Source organism: Microbacterium sp. NPDC055599, from assembly GCF_053618975.1.
In genome coordinates this window covers 196,926-218,511 of record NZ_JBSHIM010000003.1, presented here as the reverse complement: position 1 = coordinate 218,511, position 21,586 = coordinate 196,926, and the positions used below count along the sequence as shown (strand labels likewise).

20 protein-coding genes are annotated in these 21,586 nt (G+C 71.9%); 12 read left to right on the top strand and 8 right to left on the bottom strand.

Features of this window, described 5'->3' with window-relative positions; translation table 11 throughout:
- Nucleotides 1-102: 102 nt before the first annotated feature.
- Genes ACWGQ1_RS04275 through ACWGQ1_RS04265 form a run of 3 tightly spaced genes read left to right on the top strand, consistent with a single transcriptional unit; the run spans nt 103 to nt 2,877 of the window.
- Nucleotides 103-1,089: an iron chelate uptake ABC transporter family permease subunit gene (locus ACWGQ1_RS04275; protein WP_136036048.1), complete on the top strand. Its 987-nt coding sequence runs from the start codon at nt 103-105 to the stop codon at nt 1,087-1,089.
- On the top strand, nt 1,082-2,125 hold the full coding sequence (locus tag ACWGQ1_RS04270; RefSeq protein ID WP_136030602.1) for an iron chelate uptake ABC transporter family permease subunit: 1,044 nt from the start codon (nt 1,082-1,084) through the stop codon (nt 2,123-2,125). Before ACWGQ1_RS04275 ends, ACWGQ1_RS04270 begins: the two co-directional genes overlap by 8 nt.
- Nucleotides 2,122-2,877, top strand: coding sequence for an ATP-binding cassette domain-containing protein (locus ACWGQ1_RS04265; RefSeq protein ID WP_452312424.1), 756 nt, complete (start codon nt 2,122-2,124; stop codon nt 2,875-2,877). Before ACWGQ1_RS04270 ends, ACWGQ1_RS04265 begins: the two co-directional genes overlap by 4 nt.
- Here the strand turns inward: ACWGQ1_RS04265 and ACWGQ1_RS04260 are convergent.
- From ACWGQ1_RS04260 to ACWGQ1_RS04250, 3 genes are all read right to left on the bottom strand, one after another.
- Complete coding sequence (locus ACWGQ1_RS04260) at nt 2,874-3,071, bottom strand: hypothetical protein (protein WP_136030607.1); 198 nt, start codon at nt 3,069-3,071, stop codon at nt 2,874-2,876. The two genes, ACWGQ1_RS04265 and ACWGQ1_RS04260, sit on opposite strands and share 4 nt — an antisense overlap.
- A 50-nt stretch (nt 3,072-3,121) precedes the next feature.
- Nucleotides 3,122-4,081 (bottom strand): DNA-3-methyladenine glycosylase family protein, encoded by a 960-nt coding sequence (locus ACWGQ1_RS04255; protein WP_136030609.1) that lies wholly within the window; start codon nt 4,079-4,081, stop codon nt 3,122-3,124.
- 100 nt (nt 4,082-4,181) lie between these two features.
- Nucleotides 4,182-4,889, bottom strand: a complete 708-nt coding sequence (locus ACWGQ1_RS04250) for a winged helix-turn-helix domain-containing protein (RefSeq protein WP_136030611.1) — start codon at nt 4,887-4,889, stop codon at nt 4,182-4,184.
- Between the two features lie 330 nt (nt 4,890-5,219).
- On the opposite strand from ACWGQ1_RS04250, the gene ACWGQ1_RS04245 reads away from it, so the two are divergent.
- The 3 genes from ACWGQ1_RS04245 (at nt 5,220) to ACWGQ1_RS04235 (ending at nt 9,805) form a co-directional block, all read left to right on the top strand.
- Nucleotides 5,220-5,528, top strand: a complete 309-nt coding sequence (locus tag ACWGQ1_RS04245; RefSeq protein WP_136030613.1) for a GNAT family N-acetyltransferase — start codon at nt 5,220-5,222, stop codon at nt 5,526-5,528.
- Between the two features lie 110 nt (nt 5,529-5,638).
- Nucleotides 5,639-6,808, top strand: coding sequence for an exonuclease SbcCD subunit D (locus ACWGQ1_RS04240; protein WP_247982820.1), 1,170 nt, complete (start codon nt 5,639-5,641; stop codon nt 6,806-6,808).
- On the top strand, nt 6,809-9,805 hold the full coding sequence (locus ACWGQ1_RS04235) for an AAA family ATPase (protein WP_452312423.1): 2,997 nt from the start codon (nt 6,809-6,811) through the stop codon (nt 9,803-9,805).
- Nucleotides 9,806-9,811: 6 nt separating this feature from the next.
- Here ACWGQ1_RS04235 and ACWGQ1_RS04230 read toward each other — a convergent pair whose 3' ends face one another.
- Entirely contained in the window at nt 9,812-10,369 is a 558-nt protein-coding gene (locus tag ACWGQ1_RS04230; RefSeq protein ID WP_136032007.1) for a phosphorylase family protein, read from the bottom strand.
- A gap of 109 nt (nt 10,370-10,478) precedes the next feature.
- Here ACWGQ1_RS04230 and nadE point away from each other — a divergent pair, with 109 nt between their 5' ends.
- The 3 genes from nadE (at nt 10,479) to ACWGQ1_RS04215 (ending at nt 15,666) form a co-directional block, all read left to right on the top strand.
- Entirely contained in the window at nt 10,479-11,297 is an 819-nt protein-coding gene (nadE, locus tag ACWGQ1_RS04225; RefSeq protein ID WP_136045442.1) for an ammonia-dependent NAD(+) synthetase, read from the top strand.
- Between the two features lie 89 nt (nt 11,298-11,386).
- Nucleotides 11,387-14,866, top strand: coding sequence for a TM0106 family RecB-like putative nuclease (locus ACWGQ1_RS04220; RefSeq protein ID WP_452312422.1), 3,480 nt, complete (start codon nt 11,387-11,389; stop codon nt 14,864-14,866).
- Nucleotides 14,863-15,666: a GNAT family N-acetyltransferase gene (locus ACWGQ1_RS04215; RefSeq protein ID WP_247982822.1), complete on the top strand. Its 804-nt coding sequence runs from the start codon at nt 14,863-14,865 to the stop codon at nt 15,664-15,666. Before ACWGQ1_RS04220 ends, ACWGQ1_RS04215 begins: the two co-directional genes overlap by 4 nt.
- A 147-nt stretch (nt 15,667-15,813) precedes the next feature.
- On the opposite strand, the gene upp is transcribed toward ACWGQ1_RS04215, so the two are convergent.
- The gene (gene upp / locus ACWGQ1_RS04210) at nt 15,814-16,446 is read right to left on the bottom strand and encodes a uracil phosphoribosyltransferase (RefSeq protein ID WP_136032000.1); all 633 of its coding nucleotides are present in this window, start codon (nt 16,444-16,446) and stop codon (nt 15,814-15,816) included.
- Nucleotides 16,447-16,526: 80 nt separating this feature from the next.
- Between upp and tadA the strand changes: the two genes are divergently transcribed.
- Nucleotides 16,527-16,982: a tRNA adenosine(34) deaminase TadA gene (gene tadA / locus ACWGQ1_RS04205; protein WP_136031998.1), complete on the top strand. Its 456-nt coding sequence runs from the start codon at nt 16,527-16,529 to the stop codon at nt 16,980-16,982.
- A gap of 34 nt (nt 16,983-17,016) precedes the next feature.
- Here the strand turns inward: tadA and ACWGQ1_RS04200 are convergent, their stop codons facing one another.
- Nucleotides 17,017-17,988, bottom strand: coding sequence for a cation diffusion facilitator family transporter (locus ACWGQ1_RS04200; protein ID WP_452312421.1), 972 nt, complete (start codon nt 17,986-17,988; stop codon nt 17,017-17,019).
- Nucleotides 17,989-18,047: 59 nt separating this feature from the next.
- Between ACWGQ1_RS04200 and proC the strand changes: the two genes are divergently transcribed.
- Nucleotides 18,048-18,887: a pyrroline-5-carboxylate reductase gene (gene proC / locus ACWGQ1_RS04195; protein ID WP_452312420.1), complete on the top strand. Its 840-nt coding sequence runs from the start codon at nt 18,048-18,050 to the stop codon at nt 18,885-18,887.
- Between the two features lies 1 nt (nt 18,888).
- Nucleotides 18,889-19,176 (top strand): DUF1905 domain-containing protein, encoded by a 288-nt coding sequence (locus ACWGQ1_RS04190; protein WP_452312419.1) that lies wholly within the window; start codon nt 18,889-18,891, stop codon nt 19,174-19,176.
- A 12-nt stretch (nt 19,177-19,188) separates the two neighbouring features.
- Here the strand turns inward: ACWGQ1_RS04190 and ACWGQ1_RS04185 are convergent, their stop codons facing one another.
- Nucleotides 19,189-20,781 carry a hypothetical protein gene (locus ACWGQ1_RS04185; RefSeq protein ID WP_452312418.1) on the bottom strand — a complete coding sequence of 531 codons (1,593 nt, stop codon included), beginning with the start codon at nt 20,779-20,781 and terminating at the stop codon, nt 19,189-19,191.
- Nucleotides 20,763-21,539, bottom strand: coding sequence for an ABC transporter ATP-binding protein (locus ACWGQ1_RS04180; protein WP_136031987.1), 777 nt, complete (start codon nt 21,537-21,539; stop codon nt 20,763-20,765). Before ACWGQ1_RS04180 ends, ACWGQ1_RS04185 begins: the two co-directional genes overlap by 19 nt.
- Between the last annotated feature and the right edge of the window lie 47 nt (nt 21,540-21,586).

The window sequence follows — 21,586 nt, the reverse complement described above, 5'->3', positions numbered from 1 at the left end:
TGTTTTCGGAAACGCTTTTGAGGAGGGGGGGGAAAAGAGAGCGAAAAGGGGGGGGGGGGGGGGGGGCCCCGGCGGTGGGGCCCCCGCCACCGGCATCCCCCCATGACCTCTCCTCTCCTCGCCCCGACGCCGCGATCGTCGGCGCGGCTGTTCGACCCGAAGCTGCTCCTCGGGGTGCTCGTCGTCGCGGTTCTCCTGGCGCTCTCGCTCGTCACCGGCGTCTACGACATCGCCGGTGCCGACGACGGCGCGCAGATGTTCCAGATCACCCGCGTGCCCCGCACGATCGCCCTCGTGCTGGCCGGGGCCGCGATGGCGATGGCGGGCCTGGTGATGCAACTGCTCACCCAGAACCGCTTCGTCGAGCCGACCACGACCGGCACGACCGAATGGGCGGGCCTCGGCCTGCTCGCCGTGATGCTGCTGGTGCCGCAGCCGTCCCTGCCGCTGCGCATGGCCGGGGCCGTGCTGGCCGCCTTCGTCGGCACGATGGTCTTCTTCGCCTTCCTGCGGCGGGTGGCGCTCAAGTCCTCGCTCATCGTCCCCATCGTCGGCATCATGCTGGGGGCGGTCGTCGGCGCGATCACCACCTACCTCGCGCTCGTCACGAACTCGCTGCAGATCATCGGCGTGTGGTTCGCCGGCAGCTTCACGTCGGTCATGCGCGGCCAGTACGAGATGCTGTGGATCGTCGCGCTCATCGGGGTGATCGTGTTCCTCGTCGCCGATCGGCTGACCATCGCCGGACTGGGGGAGGAGATCGCGACGAACGTCGGGGTGAACTACAACCGGATGATCCTGCTCGGCACCGTGCTGATCGCCGTCACCACCGGCGTCGTGACGGTCGTCGTCGGCAACCTGCCCTTCCTCGGGCTGATCGTGCCCAACATCGTGTCGATGGTGCGCGGCGACGACCTGCGCAGCAACCTGCCCTGGGTCTGCCTGCTGGGCATCGCGATCGTCACCGTGTGCGACATCATCGGCCGCACGATCATCATGCCCTTCGAGGTGCCCGTGTCGCTGATCCTCGGGGTCGTCGGGGCGGTCGTGTTCGTGCTCCTCCTGCTGAGGCAGCGTCGTCGTGGCTGAGCGGACGGCGACGGAGTCCCGGCCGGACGCGACGACCCGGTCGGCCGGTTCCTTCACGACGCCGCGCGCGCGTCGCCGCTACGTCGTGGTGCTGGTCGTGCTCGCCGTGATCGCCGCCGGATCCGCGTTCGGGCTCCTGGCGTGGGACAACCCGATGCCCGTCGGCACGCCGGGGTTCTGGCGCATCGCCCAGCACCGCGCGACCGCCGTGGTCGTGATGGCCGTCGTCGCCGTGGCCCAGGCCGTGGCGACCGTGAGCTTCCAGACCGTCACGAACAACCGCATCATCACGCCGTCGATCATGGGCTTCGAGTCGCTCTACCGCGTGGTGCAGACCACCACCGTGTACCTGTTCGGCGTCGCGGGGCTGGTCGCCGTCCAGGGGGCGGGACAGTTCGCCCTCCAGGTCGTGATCATGGTGGGCCTCGCCGTGGTCCTCTACGGGTGGTTGCTCTCGGGGCGCTACGGCAATCTCCAGATCATGCTGCTCGTGGGCATCGTGATCGGCGGAGGGCTGGGCGCGATCGCCACGTTCATGCAGCGGTTGCTGACGCCGAGCGAGTTCGACGTGCTCGCGGCCCGCCTGTTCGGCAACGTGTCGAACGCCGACCCGGCGTACCTCCCTCTCGCGATCCCGCTGGTCGCCGGAGCCTCGCTGCTGCTGTGGTCGCGGTCGCGTCGGCTCAACGTGCTCGCGCTCGGTCCCGACGCGGCCCGGTCCCTCGGGATCGATCACCGACGCGAGCAGTTCCTCGTGCTGACGCTGGTCGCGGTGCTCATGGCGACCTCGACCGCCCTGGTCGGTCCGATGACGTTCCTCGGGTTCCTCGTCGCGACGCTCGCCTACCAGTTCGCCGACTCGCACGACCATCGGCTGATCTTCCCGGTCGCGGTGCTCACCGCGTTCTCGATCCTCGCCGGGGCGTACTTCGTGATGAAGAACGTGTTCTACGCGCAGGGCATGGTGTCGATCCTGATCGAGATCGTCGGCGGCACCGTGTTCCTCCTCGTCATCCTCCGAAAGGGCAGACTGTGATCGCACTCGACGGCGTGCGCCGTGACTACAGCAGCGAGGTCGCGATCGGACCCGTCGACCTCCGCATCCCCGCGGGCGGCATCACCGCCCTCATCGGACCCAACGGCGCGGGCAAGTCCACGCTGCTGACGATGATCGGCCGGCTCAACGGCATGGACGCCGGCGCCATCGAGATCGCCGGACTGGATGTGGCGTCCACGAAGTCGAAGGACCTGGCGAAGGTGGTGTCGATCCTGCGGCAGGAGAACCACTTCGTCACGCGCCTCACCGTCCGCCAGCTCGTCGGGTTCGGGCGCTTCCCGCACTCCCAGGGGCGCCTGAACCGGCACGACGAGGAGGTCATCACCCAGGCGATCGACTTCCTCGACCTCGGCGCGCTGGAGGGGCGCTACCTCGACGAGCTCTCCGGAGGGCAGCGACAGCGGGCCTACGTGGCGATGGTGCTCGCGCAGGACACGGAGGTCGTGCTGCTCGACGAGCCCCTCAACAACCTTGACATGCGGCACGCGGTGCAGATGATGAAGCACCTGCGGCGGGCGGCCGAGGAGCTGGGGCGCACGATCGTCATCGTGCTGCACGACATCAACTTCGCCGGTCACTACGCCGACCACATCTGCGCCATGAAGGACGGGCGGGTGGTGGAGTTCGGCCCGCCCGCGCAGATCATGACCGACGACGTGCTGACCCGCGTGTTCGACACCGAGGTGCGGGTGGTCGAGGGACCCTCCGGTCCCCTCGCGGTGTACTACTAGAGCTCGATGCCGTGGTCTTCGTCGTTCACGCCGGCGTTGTGGCCGCGGCGCGACTCGTAGCCCAGGAACCACCCGAGCCAGACGATCGCGGCGAGCAGCACCCCGAGCCACACGTTCTGGAAGATGAGACCGACGACCACGCCGACGATCAGCAGGCCGAGGGTGACGGTGATCCGGAGCGCGGCGCGGGACATGGCCTCAGCATACGTCCCGGCGCCCCGTGGGCGTGCGGCCGTATCGCGGTTCAGCGGCGACGGTGGTCCTCGGGGGCGAGCCGGGGTCCGCGTCGCGGTTCGACCAGGCCGCTCGCGAAGATGAGCCGGATCACGCGCTGGCGGTGGCCGGACCACGGCTCCAGCAGCTCGATCATCCCCGCGTCGTCCGTGCGATGACCCGCGAGGGCGTGGCCGACCTCGTGCGCGAGATGGTAGTCGCCCACGCTGACCGCATCCGGGTCGCCCAGCGCGCGGATCCTCGTCTCGGCCGCGGTCCACACGCCCACGCCGGGCAGGCTCGTGAGCACGCGGTCGCGGTCCGCTCCTGTCTCCGCCGCCTGCACGGCCCGCGCGATGCGGTCGCCGCGTTCGGCGGCGCGCACGATCGTCTTGGACTGCGGGGGTTCGACGCCCGCGCGGTGCCACGCCCACGACGGGATGCGCCGCCACTGCTCGGCGGTCGGCGCGACGGCCATCGGGCGCGGGGTGGGGCCGGGTGCGCGGTCGCCGTAGCGCGAGACCAGGTAGCGCCACGCGCCGAACGCCTGCATCGAGGTAACCTTCTGCTCCAGGATCGCGCAGGCGAGCGCGTCGAACACCTCGTCGGTGCGGGCGAGCCGGATGCCGGGGTTGCGCCGGGCGGCTTCGGCGACGAGGGGGTGGTGCGACGGGTCGAACCCGGTGGGGTCGTCGGTCGCGCCGCAGAGCGCGGGGACGAGGGACAGGGCGTGGTCGGCGCCCGGACCCCATGCGGTCGCCGTCACGGCGTTCCCCGCCAGGCGCAGCGCGAGCGTGGACGGGCCCTGCGGAGTGCGCACCGCGCGCCAGATGACGTGACCGTCGAACACGGTGGTCGGGTCGGTGCCACCGCGGCGCAGCATCCCCACCGTGCGACGGAGGTCGAGCGGATGCGGCGGACGGTAGGTGGTCTCCCGCCGCAGGTCCGCCGGCACGGCCGCAGGGGGCGCTGACGGGGCGGTGAGGGTCATGCGCCCACCCTACGCGGCGCTCCTGACATCGGCTCCCGGCGTGCGCCGCGGCCCGCGGGGGCCGTGCTCGGCACGATGGCCGAGCCGCGCGGGCGTGCTCTCAGAAGCGGTCGGGCGAGGGGGTGCCGTGGCCGTAGCGGATGACGACGTCGGCGTGGCGATCGAACCGGTAGCCGATGCCGCGGACCGTCCGGACGATGTCCTCGTAGCGGCCGAGCTTGGCCCGCAGCCGCCGCACGTGCACGTCGATCGTGCGCTCGCCGGGGGCCTCGTCGTCCTGCGCCTGCCACAGGGCGGAGACCAGCTCGCTGCGCTCGATCGTGCGGCCCTCGCGGAGCACGAGGTACTGCAGTAGCTCGAACTCCTTGTACGTGAAGGCGGCGGACTCGCCGTCGATCAGGACGCGCTTGCGGGAGATGTCGACGGTGACCCCGGTCTCCTCCGGCACCGTCTCCTCTTCGGCTGCGGCCTTGGTCCTGGCGATCGCGCCGGGCTCCTGGAGGGCGAGCCGGACGACGTCCAGGTCGCGGCCACCCGAGCCGTGCGGGGCGAGGGCGACGGTCGCGTGCGTCTCGGCGCCGGGCGCGAGCTCGGCGAGGGTGCGGCGGAGGGCGTCGACGAGGAGCGGGAGGCTGACGCCGGCTTCCGCTGCCTTGATCTCGTCAAGGCCGACGTAGAGGGCGAAGCCGCGCGGAGAGCGGACGGCGGGGAGGTCGGCACCGGCGGTGGCGGCGGAGTCGCTGCCGGGGTGGACGGTGCGGACGGGGGCGGTGGTGGCGGGACGCTCGAGAAGGGCGGAGTTCGACATGATGATGGAGTCCTCAAGACGTGAGCCCGAAGCGACGGGGGCTCGGATGCGTTGCATGAATGACCGGCGGAGCCGGGAAGCGAGCAAGGGTGGATGCTCGAGACGCTGCTCCCGCAGATGGCGAGGAGTCAGGTCAGGCGGGGTGGCTGTTCGTTCAGCGACACATTCGGCAACACATGCCAACGCGACCGGGCATCATCATCCCGGCAGTCCCGTTCGCCTCCTGGGCGGACAAAGGGCGTGCGTTGGTGGTCATGGGGGGATTATGTCCGATCGTGACGACGCATGTCAAAACGCCCGGGCGTGGCGGAGGGGCGTAACGTGGCACGGATGACGATCTCGCACACCGTCGGCGGCTTCATCCTGACCGACGAGAAGGACGCATCGCGGTATACGCTCACGCGCGACGGGAAGCTGGTCAGCGTGCTGGACTATCGCGACGACGGCCACACGATCGCCCTGACCCGCGCCTTCACGGTGCCGACTTTCCGCGGCCATGGCTACGCGGGAATCGTGGTCGACGGCGCGGTCGCCGACATCGAGGAGCGGGGCGACCGCACGGTCGACGCGGTCTGCTGGTACGTGGCGGAGTGGTTCGCCGCGCACCCCGAGCGAGCCGGAGTCCTCCGCCGCCGCTGAGGCGCGAGTATGACGCCGTGTTACGTGCACGGTCGTGCTTCCTCCGGCCGGCTCGGCTGCCCGCGGCGGGCCTCAGACCGAATGTCGGAGGTCGTTCGTACGGTGTGAGTATGCGGATCCTGCACACCTCGGACTGGCACATCGGCCGGACCTTCCACGGCAACTCCACGCTGGAGGCGCTCGCCGAGGTGCTCGCCGCCCTGACCGTCCAGGTCGAGCAGGAGGGGGTCGACGTTGTGGTCGTCGCGGGCGACGTCTTCGATTCGGCGACGCCGTCCGCCGCGGCGTACACGCTCCTCGGCGACGCGCTGGTGGCGCTGCACGCCACGGGCGCGCGGGTCATCGTGACCAGCGGCAACCACGACTCGGCGGCGCGACTCGGCTTCCAGTCGCGGCTGCTGCGCGACGGCATCCATGTGCTGACGGATCCGCTCGCGATCGGGCGGCCCGTCACGATCGCCGACGACCACGGCCCCGTGCACTTCTTCGGCATCCCGTACCTCGAGCCCGCCATCGTGCGGCAGCACTGGCCGGAGGGTGACGCCGACGGGCGGCAGCTGCGCACGCAGGCACAGACCATGGCCCATGCGATGCATCTCGTCCGGGCGGGGATGCAGGAGCACGACGGGCGCTCCGTCGCGATCGCCCACTGCTTCGCCGCGGGTGTCGAGCCCACCGAGGGCCTGGAGCGCGAGGTGCGCCAGGGCGGCCTCGATGTCGTGCCGCTGAGCGTGTTCGACGGCCCCGACTACGTGGCGCTCGGCCACATCCACGGGCGGCAGCAGGTGAGCGAGCGCGTGCGGTACGCCGGAGCGCCCCTGCACTACAGCTTCGGCGAGCAGCACAAGCCCCGAGGGTCCTGGCTCGTGGACCTCGACGCCGACGGGCTCGCCCGGGTCGAGTGGCGGGAGCTGCCGGTGCCGCGGCGTCTCGTCACGCTCACCGGCAGCTTCGCGGAGATCCTGTCCACGGAGAACGTCACCGCCCATGCCGACGACTGGGTGTGCGCGGTGTACACCGATGCCGTGCCGCAGTCCGAGCCCATGCGACGACTTCGCGAGGCGTACCCGCACTGCGCCATGGTGCAGCACCAGCCGATCGTCACGGGTGAGACGGAGGAGCACTCGTACGCACAGCGCCTGCGCTCCGCGGTCACCGACGCCGACCGGATCGGGGCCTTCCTTGAGCACGTGCGCGCCGGGCAGGGCGCGACAGAGGTCGAGCGCGAGCTGATCCGCGAGGTGCTCGACGACCGCGTCCGAGCGGAGGCTCTCGTCTAGATGCGTCTGCACCGCCTGGAGGTCGAGGGATTCGGACCCTTCCGCGCACGCCAGATCGTCGACTTCGACGCGTTCGCCGACGACGGCATCTTCCTGATCGCCGGTCGCACGGGCGCCGGGAAGTCGAGCATCCTCGACGCCGTATGCTTCGGCTTGTACGGCGGGGTGCCCCGGTACGAGGGTGGCGAGAAGCGGTTGCGCAGCGACCACTGCGAGCCGGACGACCCGTCGGAAGTGGTGGTCGAGTTCAGCACGCCGTCCGGCCGCTACCGTGTGACCCGGTCGCCGGAGTACCTCCGCCCCGCGCGCCGCGGTGGGGGCATGACGAAGCAGGCCGCAGCCGTCTCGCTCGAGGAGTCGACCGCATCGGGGTGGGTCGGCCGAGCGGCGCGCGCCGTCGATGTGGCACAGGAGCTCGATGAGATCCTCCAGCTGAGCCGGGAGCAGTTCCTGCAGGTGATCCTGCTCGCGCAGAACCGGTTCTCGGAGTTCCTGCTGGCCGGAAGCCGGGACCGGCAGTCGCTGCTGCGGCGGCTGTTCGGCACCGAGCGCTTCGAAGACGTGCAGGCGCGCTTCGACGAGCGGCGGCGACAGGCCGAGCAGGCGCTGGGTTCGCGGCTGGCGACGGTCGTCGCGCGACTCGAGGAGGCCGAGCGCCTGGTGACGGACGCGGGCCTGGGCGGGGAGAACGGCGGCGGTGAGGACATCGGCGGCGAAACGACGGAGACCGCGACGACGCCCACTGTGCAGGATCGGCTCGACGCGCTCGGGCGCGCACTCGCTCGCGCCGAGTACCGCTCCGAGCGTCGGGTCTCGGAGCGTGCCGACGCCGAGCGGCGGTCGGCGGAGGCGGACGCGGCGCTGGCGGCGCGGCGGGAGGATCGCCGTGCCCAGGTCGAGCGCGACAGGGCACGCGCGGCCCTCGCCCGCCTCGACGCCGAGGAGCCCCGGATCGCGGAGGCCAGGGTCGAGCTCGGGAACGCACGTGCCGCTGAGGCGCTGCGACCGACCATCGCGGCCGCGGCTCGCGCGCGGGAGGCCCTGGCGGAGGCTGTTGCAGGCGAATCGCGCGCCGCGGAGGAGTGGACGGCGTACGGCATCGAGGTGGACGACCTGGAGGCGTGGGTCACCGAGCGCCTGCGCGAGATCGGCGGGTGGGAACGCGCGGTCGTGCTGGAGCGGCACGCGACCGAGCGCGACGCCGAGCAGCGGGCCGCGGAGGCCGATGCGGCCTCGGCGCAGGCGCGGGTCGAGACGGCCGAGACCGAGCGCGACGCCCTTCCGGTCCAGCTCGCCGAGGTGGAGGCGGAGCGTGCCGCCGCCAGAGACCTCGCCGCGGGGCGACCGGGGCGGGAGGCCGCACTGCTCGCCGCGAAGGACCGGTGGGATGCCGCCAGGACGGCCGAGCGTCTCGCCGCGGCGTGCGACGCAGCGGAGGCCGAGCTCGCACGGGTGACCTCGGAGCACGCGACGGCGCAGTCCCGGCTCGCGCAGCTGCGCCAGCGCCGCATGGACGGGATGGCGGGGGAGCTCGCCACGGCCCTGGTGGAGGGTGAGGCCTGCGCCGTCTGCGGCTCGACGGAGCATCCCGCGCCGGCCACCCACACCGACCCCGTCTCGGTCGACGACATCGCCCTGGCCGAGTCCGCCCGCGACGCGGCGGCGGCGGGGGAGCGCGCCGCCGGCGACACGTGCGCCGGGCTCCGTGCCGAGCTCGCGGCCGCGACGGCGAAGGCCGACGGACGCGATCCTGAGCGCGCCGAGCGCGAGTACCGGACCGCCGAGGACGAGCACACCGCCGCGGTCGAGGCGGAGCAGCGAGCGGCAGAGCTCGAGGCCGTGCGCGCCGATCTTCTGGCTCGGAAGGAGCGTCAGGACTCCGAGGTCGCGACGGCCGCAGCGGCGCTGGCCCAGGCGCGCGAGCACCTGGCGCTGCTGGTGCAACGGAACGGCGACGCGGACGAGCAGATCGCGCAGGCCCGTGGCGACGCGGCATCGGTCGCCGAGCGGATCGCCGAGACCACCGCCCGCACCGAGGTCGCCCGGCGGCTGGCGGACGCGCGCGCGGAGCGCTCTCGTCGAGAGAGGGCGGTCGTCGAGGCCGACCGGGAGCGCGATGCCGCGCTGCTCGCGTCGGTGTTCGCCGAGGTCTCGGATGCGGAGGAGGCTCTGCGCTCGTCGGCGGAGCAGGAGGCGCTCGACGCCCGCATCACTCAGCACACGGTGCAGCGGGAGAAGGAACGGGAGATCCTGTTCGACCTCGAGCTGAAGACGCTGCCCGAGGAGCCGATCGACACCGCGGCCGCGGAACGCGTGTCGAGCGAGGCCCGGGCGCTCTGGTCGGCCGCCGTCGACGCCGCGACCGTCGCCGCTGGAGACGCCGCCCGGTTGTCCGGACTCCTCGCCGCGGCCGCGGACGAGCACGCGCGCACGGCCGAGGACGCGGCGGAGTTCGAGGTGCTGAAGAACCTCGCCGACACGATCGCCGGGCGCGGCGCGAACACCCGCAAGATGACGCTCGAGACCTTCGTGCTCGCCGCGGAGCTGGAGGAGATCGTCGAGGCGGCCAACCGTCGCCTGCACGACATGTCGGAGGGGCGTTACCAGCTGCGCCACTCCGACGCACTGGCGGCGCGAGGGGCCGCGTCGGGCCTCGGGATCGTGGTGGCCGACGCCTTCACCGGCCAGACCCGACCTCCGCAGTCGCTGTCCGGCGGCGAGACGTTCCTCACGTCGCTCGCCCTCGCGCTCGGACTCGCCGAGGTCGTCACAGCGCGCGCCGGAGGGATCCGCCTCGACACGCTGTTCATCGACGAGGGCTTCGGCTCACTCGACGGCGACACGCTCGACATCGCCATGCGCACACTCGACGAACTGCGCCAGGGCGGTCGCACGGTGGGGGTGATCAGTCACGTGGAGGCCATGCAGGAGCAGATCCCCGCACAGCTCACCGTGCGGGCGCTGGCGAACGGTCCGAGCGTGATCGAGGCGCGCTGACGCGGGTCAGACCCCGTACTCGGCGCGGATGACGTCGCGCAGCTGAACGCTGCATCGCGCGACCGCGGCGCGCCAGTCGGTGAGGGCGCCGTCCTCGGCCTGATCGGAGACCGCACGGAACGCGCGGATCGGCACCCCGAACTGCCCGGCCACCCAGATGTACGCGTAGGTCTCCATGTCGACGAGGGCGGCACCGGTGGGCCGGATGACCGCGGTCACCTCGGCGTCCTCCACGAAGTGGTCTCCGGTCGCGATCAGCACGCCGTCACGGCCGGTGCTCACGCGTGCGGGAAGCGACACGTGCTGGCCGGAGACGCCGTCGAGGTCGGTCACGTCGTGCTGGAATGCGGAGCCGATCTCGTGGACGGTGGCCTCGAGCCCCGGCTCGATGGCCCCCGCCGTTCCGACGACGACGACCTCGTCGTAGCGCCGGGCGTCGAGGGCGCGGGTGAGCGCGTAGGTGGCCTGCAGCTTGCCGGGGCCGGTGACCAGCCGGTCGAAGCCGTCGAGCTCGTCGGGGAAGGCGGACAGTTCGGACGCGAGCGCGGCGACGAGGAGTTTCACTGCCTCATTCTCTCAGGTCTCGGCTGGATGCCGCGTGCGAGCGCCGCGCCGCCGCCCCGCCGCTGCGCGGAGGGAGGATACTGGGGCCAGGCGAAGAGCGGAGGATCACGTGTCGTTGCAGAAGCAGATCGCGGAAGACCTGGGTGTCCGGCCCGACATCGACCCCGAATCGGAGGTGGAGCGGAGGGTCGGCTTCCTCGCGGACTACCTGCGCACGACGGGTGCCAGGGGGTACGTGCTCGGCATCTCCGGCGGTCAGGACTCGACCCTCGCCGGCCGGCTCGCGCAGCTCGCGGTCGAGCGCGTGCGGGCCGAAGGCGGCGAGGCCACGTTCCTGGCGGTACGGCTGCCGTATCGCGTGCAGCACGACGCGGACGATGCGCAGGCCGCGCTCGACTACATCGCCCCGGACTCCTCGGTCGAGGTGAACATCCAGAACGGCGTCGACGGCGTGGAGCGCGACATCGAGGCGGCGGTCTCCGGCGACATCACCGACTTCAACCGCGGCAACATCAAGGCGCGACTGCGCATGGTGACGCAGTACGCCCTCGCGGGACACGACGGCCTGATCGTGATCGGCACCGACCACGCGGCCGAGGCCGTGACGGGGTTCTACACGAAGTTCGGCGACGGCGCCGCGGACGTGCTGCCGCTGTCGGGCCTCACGAAGCGACAGGGCCGCTCGCTGCTGCAGTTCCTCGACGCGCCCGACCGGTTGGCGCTCAAGGTGCCCACGGCCGACCTCCTCGATGGCCAGCCCGGACGAGCCGACGAGGACGAGCTGGGGCTGACGTACGAGCAGATCGACGCGTTCCTGGAGGGGGAGGAGGTCGACCCTGACGTCGCCGGTCGCATCGAGTCGCGCTACCTCGCGACCCAGCACAAGCGCCACCTCCCCGTCACTCCCGACGACACCTGGTGGCGCTGAGGCGTCGAGGGAAGGGCGCGGTCGCGCTCGCTTTCGCCCGTGTCGGATGCCGCGGATAGTGTCGAAGCATCCGAGAGAACGGGAGAATCGTGCGGATCGACACGGAGGCGCAGCGGGTCGTCTGGAGCGCGAGCGACCTCAAGGCGGCGGCGGAGTGCGAGTTCGCCTGGTGTCGAGCGATCGACGCGAAGCTCGGCCGCGTGCCGGTGGTCGAGGAGCTGGAGGATGCGACGCTGCAGCGGGCCGCGCAGCTGGGAGACGTGCACGAGCAGAACGTACTCGACCGGTACCTGAGCGAGCTCGGGCGGGAGCGGGTGCACCGCGTCGACAAGATCCGCTCGAACGATCCTGAAGCTCTGGCCGCGGCCGTCGGCGAGACGATCGAGGCCCTGCGCTCCGACGCGCTGGTGGTGTTCCAGGCGGCGTTCGCGACGGAGGACTTCGTCGGCTTCGCGGACTTCCTGCGTAAAGACGCCGACGGGCGGTGGCGCGTGCAGGACTCCAAGCTGGCGCGGAAAGCTCGCGTCACGGCGCTCATGCAGCTCGCGGCATATGTCGATCAGCTCGATCGCCTCGGCATCCCCCGGGCCGACGAGGTCGACCTCATCCTGGGCGACCACAGCGTCAGCACGCACGCGGTTGACGACCTGTTGCCGCTGTTCCGGGTGCGTCGGGCGCGGCTGCGCGCGCTCATCGCGGATCGGGCCGTGGCCGAGGGGCAGGAGGGAGAGCCGCTGGCGTGGGGCGACGACCGCGGCGATCTCCGCATCGTGGCGTGCGGACGCTGTGCGACGTGCGAGGAGCAGGTGATCGCCCACCGCGACCTGCTGATGGTCGCGCGGATGCGGCCCGTCCAGCGCGCGCGGCTGCGCGCGGCGGGCATCGAGACGATCGACGACCTGGCCGCGGCGTCCGGAGCCCCGGAGGGCATGAACGTCGACACGTTCGAGAACCTCCGGTCGCAGGCGAAGCTCCAGCTCCGCGCCGATGCCGAGGGGGTACCGACGTACGACGTGCACTACGCCCCTGCGATCCACACGCTGCCGGTACCGAGCCACGGCGACATCTTCTTCGACTTCGAGGGAGACCCGCTGTACACCGAACCCGCCCCAGACGGAGAGTCGGAGTGGGGCATCGACTACCTGTTCGGGTGGGTCGACAACGCCGATCAGTACACCGCGCTGTGGGCGCACACGTTCGCCGAGGAGCGCCAGGCGCTGGAGACGTTCCTCGATTTCGTGAAGCTCCGCAGGGCCGCGCACCCGGGCATGCACATCTACCACTACGCGCCGTACGAGACGTCGCACCTGGTCGCGATGGCCGCCCGCCACGGAGTCCGCGAGGGCGAGGTGGACCGGTTGCTGCGCGAGGGCGTGTTCGTCGATCTGTATCCGCTGGTGCTGCGCACGGTCCGCGTGGGGTCGCGCTCCTACTCGATCAAGAAGCTCGAGCCGCTCTACATGGGCGACGACGTGCGCACGAGCGACGTGCAGAAGGGCGACGACTCGATCGTGCAGTACGTGGCCGCGCGGGAGCTGGCGGCGGCGGGCGCGCAGGCGGAGGCCGACGCGGTGTTCGCCGACCTCGCCGACTACAACCGCTACGACTGCGTGTCGACGAGGCGGCTGCGCAACTGGCTGATCGAGATCGCGCGCCGAGAGGGGGTGACGCCGGCGCCTCCGGACGACGCCGACGAGGTGATCTACGAGCCGTCGCCTCGCTCGCTGGCCCTGCTCGGTGATGCCGAGAGGGACGTGGAGGCCGGCGGCGACGGGCTCGTGCATCGGATCGCGGCGGCGGCGATCGACTACTTCCCCCGGGAGGCGAAGAGCTTCTGGGTGTCGCACTTCCAGCGACTCCGCGAGCCGGTGACCATGTGGGATGGCACGCGCGACGTGGTCAAGGTCGATGCGCCATCCTCGCGCGTGCGGAGCGACTGGAGCATCGGCGAGGGCCGGAGGGTCATGTCGCGCGAGGTCGAGATCCGGGGTGAGGTGTCACCGGGCACGACCCTCGGCCCCGGCGCTCAGCCGTTCGCGCTGTACGACGCGCCGGCGCCGTTCGACACCGAGGTGCCGTCGCGCGCCGTGCACGTGCCGCACACCGTGAGCGTGCGGGATGTGCTCGACGACGGCTATCTGATCGTCGAGTCGGCGGTGCAGGGGCAGACGTGGGACGAGCTGCCTGTCGCCCTCACCCCGGCCGCGCCCCCGCGGGTGGTGTCGCTGCAACAGGCGATCGACGAGTGGGCCGATGCGGTGCATGCGGCCGCCCCGGGGTTCCCCGACGATGCGGCGACCGACATCATCCGGCGGCGCCCGCCTCGCACGGTCTCCGGGGCTCCGCTGCCGGAGCCGGGGAGCGACACGATCGACGCGATCGTCCGCGGGGTCCTCGACCTCGATCGCAGCTACCTCGCCGTGCAGGGCCCTCCCGGTACGGGCAAGACGTACACGGGATCGCGGGTCATCGCGCGTCTGGTGAACGAGCACGGCTTCCGGGTCGGCGTGGTAGCGCAGTCGCACGCCATCATCGAGACGCTGTTGGAGCGGATCGTGGCCGACGGCGTCGCGCCCGCTCAGGTCGCGAAGGCCCCGAAAGACGACAGCGGCGATCCTTCGTACACTGTCATCCCCAAGAACGGCATGGCGGCGTTCCTCGCCGAGCACGAGCGTGAGGGGGCCGTGGTCGGCGGGACGGCGTGGGACTTCAGCAACACGCAGCGCGTGGCGCGCGGGGGCCTCGACCTCCTGGTGATCGATGAGGCGGGACAGTTCTCGCTCGCGTCGACGATCGCGGTCGCAGCCGCAGCGCAACGGCTGCTTCTCCTGGGCGATCCGCAGCAGCTTCCGCAGGTGAGTCAGGGGGCGCACCCCGAGCCGGTCGACACGTCCGCGCTCGGATGGGTGATGGACGGCGATCCCGTCGTACGACCGGAGTACGGCTACTTCCTGGCGCAGTCGTGGCGCATGCATCCGTTCGTGGCCGCCCCGGTGTCGCAGCTCGCGTACGCCGGCAAGCTCGCGTCTGCGCCAGGTACCGAGCGGCGGTCGATCGAGGGCGTCGACCCGGGGCTGCACATCGTCCCCCTGCGCCATCGCGGCAACGCGACCCAGTCGCCCGAGGAGGCTGCGGAGGTCGTCCGCATCGTGCGGGACCTGGTCGGTCGCCCCTTCCGCGACAACGATCCGGCGGGCTCCGCGCGGCCGCTCACCCCGGCGGACATCATCGTGGTCGCGCCGTACAACGCCCAGCGTCAGCTGGTGCACGACGCGCTCGAGGCGGCGGGCTTCGGTGAGGTGCCGGTGGGCACGGTCGACAACTTCCAGGGCAAGGAGGCCGTGGTCTCCATCACCTCACTCGCGGCGTCGAGCGGCCGCGACGCGCCCCGGGGGCCGGAGTTCCTGCTGCTGCAGAACCGGCTGAACGTCGCGATCTCGCGCGCCCAGGTGCTGGCCTACCTCATCCACTCGCCCGCGCTGCTCGACGATCTGCCCTACACGCCCGAGGGCGTCGCGCGGCTGAGCGCCTTCGCGCGGCTCGTGGGTGCGGCGGAGGAGGACTCATGACGCCGACCGATGCGCGGCCGAGTGCCGACGGCATACCCGCGGCAGAAGACGTCCTCCGTGCCGCCGCCGGGTGGGCGTGGTTCCCGCGGGGAAGCGAGCACGTCCGCGACGACCTGCTCCTCGTGCGCTACCCGGAGCGCTTCGGGGGCGGGGTGCGCGGCTCGCAGGTGTCGTCGACGCGTTCCGCCGCGGAGGTCGTGGAGCGGGCGCTGGAGCGCGTGGAGGCCTGGGGCGAGACCGTCTTCACGTTCTGGACGAACCCGGCCGACGAGCCCGACCTCGAAGAGGAGCTGGTGGGCCGCGGGGCCGAGCACGTCGACACCGTCACGGTGTTCGCCCGTCCGACGACTGAGGGCGCGGTCGATGTGCCGCCGGGCGTCTCGGTCGAGGTCGTGCGCACGGTCGACCAGCTTCGGGAGGTGGATGACATCAACGTCCCCGTCTGGGAGCAACGGCCGCTCGACGGCGACGAGCTTCGCGCCGAGTTCGCGGAGCTGACGGCCGCCCTCGATGCGGGCACCGGGTTCCGGGTGCTGGGTCGCATCGACGGTCGCGCGGTGAGCACGGGCGGGTGCACGATCGTCGACGGGTTCACGCGACTGTGGGGTGCGGCGACCCTCGACGGCGACCGAGGGCGTGGTGCCTATCGGGCCGTGCTCGCGGAGCGGCTGCGGGAGAGCGCGGCGCGCGGTGCGGCGACCGCGCTGGTCAAGGGCCGCGTCGCGACCTCGGCGCCGATCCTCGCCAGGGCCGGATTCACGCGGTACGGAGACGAGCGCGCGTACCGCCTGACGCGCTGACGCGGTGACCCGCTGTGGTGGTGCCGTGCGCACGCGCTGACGCGCTGACGCGCTGACGCGGTAACCCGTCACGCGTTGCCGTGCTGCCGCGCTGCCGTGCTCACGCGCTGACGTAGCCTCGGGCCGCCCGGGGTCGGGCCGCCCGGGTCAGACGGTGCCGTACAGGCGGTCGCCCGCGTCGCCGAGGCCGGGCACGATGTAGCCCTTCTCGTTCAGGCGTTCGTCGAGGGCACCCAGCACCAGGGTCACATCGCGGTCGCCGGCCATCGCCTCGATCGCGGCGACGCCCTCGGGGGTGCCGAGCAGGCAGATGGCCGTGACGTCTTTCGCGCCGCGGTCGAACAGGAACTGGATGGCCGCGGCCAGCGAACCCCCGGTTGCGAGCATCGGGTCGATCGCGAAGCACTGGCGGTCGCTGAGGTCGTCCGGCAGCCGCTCGGCGTAGGTGGTGGGCTCGAACGTCTCCTCGTCGCGGACCATGCCGAGGAAGCCGACCTCGGCGGTCGGGAGCAGCTTCACGAGGCCTTCGAGCATGCCGAGGCCGGCGCGCAGGATGGGGACGACGATGGGGCGCGGCTCGGAGATCTTGACGCCCGTGGTGGTGGTGACAGGGGTCGTGATCTCCACCGGCGACACCTTCACGTTGCGCGTGGCCTCGTACGCCAGGAGGGTCACGAGCTCCTCCGTCAGCTGCCGGAACACGGGCGACGGGGTGCGCGCGTCGCGCAGCACCGAGAGCTTGTGGGTGATGAGGGGGTGGTCGGCGACGTGAACACGCATGGATACAGGCTAATGCGCCGCGACCGCGCGCACGACATCGGTCCTCCGGGGCGCAGCTGGCGCTGCCGTAGGCTCGACGCATGACCGCCGCCGACCGCACTGCGATGCAGCGCGCGCTCGTGCTGGCCGCGGAGGCCGCCGCAGACGCCGAGATCCCGGTGGGCGCCGTGGTGCTCGACGCCCAGGGGCGGATGCTCGCGGAGGGCCGCAACACGCGGGAGACCACGCACGACCCGACCGGTCACGCCGAGGTCGTGGCCCTGCGGGCGGCCGCGGCGGCCCTCGGCTCGTGGAACCTCGACGGCTGCACGCTCGTGGTGACGCTGGAGCCGTGTCTCATGTGCGCCGGTGCGATCCTGCAGGCGCGCGTCGGGCGCGTGGTGTTCGGCGCGTGGGACGACAAGGCGGGTGCGGCCGGGTCGATGTACGACGTGCTGCGGGACCGGCGTCTTCCCTACCGTGCGGAGGTCATCGGCGGGGTCGACGAAGAGGCGTCCACCGCGCTGCTGCGTGACTTCTTCGCGCAGCGGCGGTGACGGCCGGGTCGGATCACTGCGCGACCGCCGCGCCTCAGTCCGAGGACTTGAGCACGAACACGTCCGTCGAGGGCTCCGGGTCGATCGCGGGGCGGTACACGTCGGGCTCGATGTAGACGACGCGCGCCACCGGAACGGCCTCGCGGATGCGGCTCTCGATCGCGTCGATGTCGTCGGCGACCTCGCGCAGGGGCTTGTCGGCGTTGAGGGCGATCTTCGCGGCGACCATGAGCTCGTCCGGTCCGAGGTACAGGGTCTTCAGGTGGATGATCTTCTCGATCTCCGGGCCGTCCGTGATCGCGTCCACAATGCGGTCCTCGTCGGCCTGCGTGGCTCCCTCGCCCACCAGGAGGCTCTTCGTCTCGACGCCGAGCACGATCGCGATCAGCACCAGCAGCACGCCGATCATGACGGTGCCGAGCGCATCGAAGAGGGGGTTGCCGGTGAGGAGGGTGAGGCCCACGCCGAGCAGCGCGAACGTCAGACCGGTCAGGGCGCCGACGTCCTCGAGCAGCACGACCGGAAGCTCGGGGGCCTTGGCGCGTCGCACGAACGTCCGCCACGACTGGCCCCGGTCGCGCACGAGATTGCTCTCCTTCACGGCGGTGCGCAGCGAGAACGACTCCAGGCCGATCGCGATCAGCAGCACGACGAGAGGCAGCCACCACCAGGTCTTGTCGAGCTCGTGGGGATTCGTGAGCTTCTCGACGCCCTCGTAGATGGCGAAGAGGCCGCCGACCGAGAACAGGATGATCGAGACGACGAAGGCGTACACGTAGCGTTCGCGTCCGTAGCCGAACGGGTGCGCGCGGTCGGCTCGGCGCTGGGCCTTGCGTCCGCCGAGCATGAGGAGGAGCTGGTTGCCCGAGTCGGCGACCGAGTGGATGGCCTCCGCGAGCATGGAGGCGGAGCCGGAGAGGGCCCACGCGAGGAACTTCGCGAGAGCGATGCCCAGGTTCGCCAGGAACGCCGCGACGATGGCCTTGCTTCCTCCGGATGCACTCATGCGTCGAGTCTAGAACCGCCGGTCGGGGGACGCCGGAGCGCCCGCCGTAGGATGACCACATGGCTGACTCGCTTCCCTCCCTCGCGTTCCTCGGTGCCGGTTCGATGGGCGGGGCGATCCTCCGCGGCGTGCTCGCATCGGGCGTCCCGGTCGACGGCGGGATCACCGCGACGAACCGCACGACGGAGAAGGCGGCGTCGTTCGATGGGCTCGACGGGGTGACCAGCATCGCGCTGTCCGAGCGGCCGGAGGGCAACGCCGAGGCGGTGTCCGGCGCCCGGATCGTGCTGGTGGGCGTCAAGCCCGCGATGGTGCCGGAGCTGCTGCGCGAGATCGCTCCGCACCTGACCGCCGACACGATCGTCGTCAGCCTCGCCGCCGGGGTCACCCTGCAGACGTTCGCCGACCACCTGGGCACCGGAGCGCGCGTGATCCGGTCGATGCCGAACACGCCGTCGACCGTCCGCAAGGGCGTGACCGGCCTCGCCGCCGGGGCCGCGGCGACCGCGGACGACGTGGCGCTCGTGCGACGCCTGTTCGAGACGGTCGGCGCGGTGATCGAGGTGCCGGAGTCGCAGATCGACGCGCTGTCCACGATCTCCGGCTCGGGCCCCGCGTACGTGTTCCTCCTGATCGAGGAGGTCACCACGGCGGCCATCGGGATGGGGTTCACCGAGGCGGATGCGCGGCTCATGGTCGAGCAGACCTTCATCGGTGCGACCGCCCTGCTCGACGCGTCGGGCGAAGACCCGGCCGAGCTGCGGCGCCGTGTGACCAGTTCCAAGGGCACCACCGAGCGCGCCGTCGCCGTGCTGCAGGACGCCCACCTCGACCGGACCTTCGCCGAGGCTGCCGCGGCCGCGCTCGCCCGCGCGAAGGAGCTCGCGGCGGGGGCGTGACATGCGGCTGCGGGTCGAGGGGGAGATCTGGTACTGGCGCGGGCCGGCGCCGTTCCACTTCGTCACGGTGCCGCCGGTCGAGAGCGCGATGATCCACGATGTCGCCGCCGTCGTCACCTATGGCTGGGGCATGATCCCCGCGACGGTGACGATCGGCGGCACGACCGTGACCACCGCGCTGTGGCCGAAGGACGGCGGCTACATCGTGCCGATCAAGAAGGTGCTGCAGGATCGGGAGGGGCTCGGCGTGGGCGACGTGGTCGAGGTCGTCCTCGACATCGACGCCTGACCCGCGCGGGGCTCAGCTCTCGCTCGACACCTCCGCGAGCACCTCCGGCCAGCGCCGTTCGAGCGTCTTGCCGCCCAGCACGGTCCCGCCCCACACGGCGGCGGTCCCGATCACGACCGCGCACGCCAGACTCACCCAGCCCAGCGGCGGCATCCAGATCGCGGCGATCCCGAAGCCCAGAGCCGGGCCGCCCAGGATCAGCGTGATCGGCGACATGATCAGCATCGCGAGGAAGGACTGTGCGCCGCCCGCCGATCCGCGACCGAACGGGTTCGCCTCGGGAGCGGGAGCGCGACCGGGGAGGAACGCGCCCACCCACGCGCCCGCGCCGGCCGACACCGCCATCAGGCCGAGCGCCGCGCCGAGGCTCGCGGGCAGCAGGTCCGGTCGTCCGGCGACCAGGCACGTCGCCACGCACAGGGCGATCGTGACCGGGAGGCCGATCAGCCCGAAGCCGAGCAGCCGTCCCGCCCGGTCTGCGGTGCCGCTGACACCGGTCAGGATGTGCAGGGCGACCGCGTCGTTGTCGTAGGCGATGGCCAGCTGCACGATGCTCCCCGCGAGGAGAGCGTTGATGGCCGGGATCAGCACGATGGCGGGAGCGAGTCCCACGGACTCCTCCCGCAGGCCGTTCATCACGGCGAGACCGAGGAAGATCGCGGGCAGGATCAGCAGCATCACCACATTGACGACCTGGCGCGGGTCGCGGCGGAAGTAGTGGAACGTGCGGCCCGCGATCGCACCGACCGGTCCCGCCGGCAGCATCCGGTCGAGCAGGCCGCCCGAGCGGACCCGGCCGCCCCCGCTGGACACGAGGGGTGCCGTGAGGCGGGCGTCGAGGTGGACGCGGGCCGCGACCCAGAGGAGCACGACCGTGCCGACGGCGATGAGCAGCCGGAGCAGTGCGACCCCCACCGCCCCCTGCGCGAGCGCCGCGGGAACCCCGAACACGGCGGCGACCGGGGTCCAGGCGGCGACCTCGGCCACGGTGGCGAACGCCCCGCCGACGTCGTGCACGGTCGTCAGCGCCTGGAGCCCGATGTTCAGCAGCAGTCCGGACGACGCCAGCAGCACGACACCCACCGTGAGCACGAGGTCGCGGGTGCGGCGCCGGGCGAGCCACTTCCCGAGCAGCCCGCTCACGACGCGGGCGCCCAGCACGCAGGTCGCCAGGGCTACCGGGATGAGGACGAACGCGGCGAGCAGGGCGAGCACGTCGACCGACCAGCCGAGGAGCATCAGCAGCAGGGCGAGTGCGGTGCCGATGCCGCCGATCGTGGTGACGCCCGCGACCACGAGCCCCGGGAGCATCCGCTTCGCCGTGACCGGCAGCAGGGCGAACCGGTCGGGCGCCAGGGCGTCGTCGCCGCTCACGAGGATCGACCCGATCCACCAGCCGAGCACGATCACGGCTCCCGTCAGCACGAGCGCGGTCACGGCGGCGTCTGGCGCACCGATCCGCAGCAGCACGACCCCCACCGTCAGGGTCGCGAGGATGCCGACGGCCAGGAGGCCGACCACGACGAGCGTGACGATCATCCACGGGTTGCGCGCGAGCTGGTGACCGAGCTGACGCAGCCGCAGGCCTACGAGGAGCGCAACCACGCGAGCGTCTCCGTTCCCAGGTCGTGGGCACCGACGAGCGACAGGAAGCGCTGCTGCAGCGTCATCCCGGCTCGGACCTCGTCGAGTTCTCCGTGCGCCAGCAGCCGCCCCTCGGCGACGATCGCGACGCGGTCGCACATCGACTCGACCAGCTCCATGACGTGACTGGACAGCACCACCGTGCCGCCGCTGTCGACGAAGGCGCGCAGGATCTGCCGGATGGTCTGACCCGACACCGGGTCGACGGCCTCCAGCGGTTCGTCCAGCAGCAGCAGCCGCGGCGCGTGGATCAGCGCGCACGCCAGGCCGATCTTCTTGCGCATGCCGGCGGAGTAGTCCACGACGAGGGTGTCGCGGTCGTCGCCGAGGCCCAGCGCGTCGAGCAGCTCGCCGGTGCGGGTGTGCACCTCGGCCTCGGGCATGCCGCGGAGCAGGCCGGTGTAGCGCAGCAGCTCGGCGCCGGTGAGGCGGTCGAGCATGCGGATCCCGTCGGGGAGCACGCCCATGAGCGCCTTGGCCCGGGCCGGGTCCTGCCAGACGTCGTGCCCGAGCACCCACGCCGAGCCCGCGTCGGGACGCAGCAGCCCCGTCGTCATCGCCAGCGTGGTGGTCTTGCCCGCACCGTTCGGGCCGAGCAGGCCGAGCATCGATCCGGCGGGGACGTCGAGCGAGAGGCCGTCGACGGCGACCTTCTGGCCGAACTGCTTGCGGAGCCCGCGGAGGGCGAGCACGGGAGGGGCCGGGGCGTGGTCGGTCATGGCCCCCATCCCATCACGCGGGAGTCGAGGGACGCATCCACCGCGAG